The organism is Pseudoalteromonas sp. SIMBA_162, assembly GCF_046535955.1.
In the GTDB taxonomy this organism is placed as follows: Bacteria; Pseudomonadota; Gammaproteobacteria; order Enterobacterales; family Alteromonadaceae; genus Pseudoalteromonas; species Pseudoalteromonas marina.
Genome location: NZ_JAWJBQ010000837.1, coordinates 1 through 251, shown reverse-complemented (window position 1 = coordinate 251; position 251 = coordinate 1). Strand labels below are relative to the sequence as shown.

Genomic DNA, 251 nt, shown 5'->3' with positions numbered 1-251 from the left:
CGACGAACGCGCTGCCGACCGTGCGGTCGAGCCACTTCTTGACGCCCGGCTTGCCGGAAAAGCGTTGCGTGACACCGCCGGCGATCCACACGACGATGCACGACCAGACGGTGCTCATCACGACGAACACCGAGCCCAGCGCGAGGAACGCGAGCGCCTTGTGCGGGCTGCCCGCCGACACGAACTGCGGGAAGAACGACACGAAGAACAGCACGACCTTCGGGTTCAGCACGTTGGTCCAGAAACCCTGC

At 65.3% G+C, this 251-nt stretch carries 1 protein-coding gene; it reads right to left on the bottom strand.

Going from position 1 to position 251, the window contains the following annotated elements:
* Nucleotides 1-251 (bottom strand): LysE family translocator (locus tag R0J88_RS22035; RefSeq protein ID WP_410901182.1); only part of this gene is annotated, 251 nt, incomplete at both ends.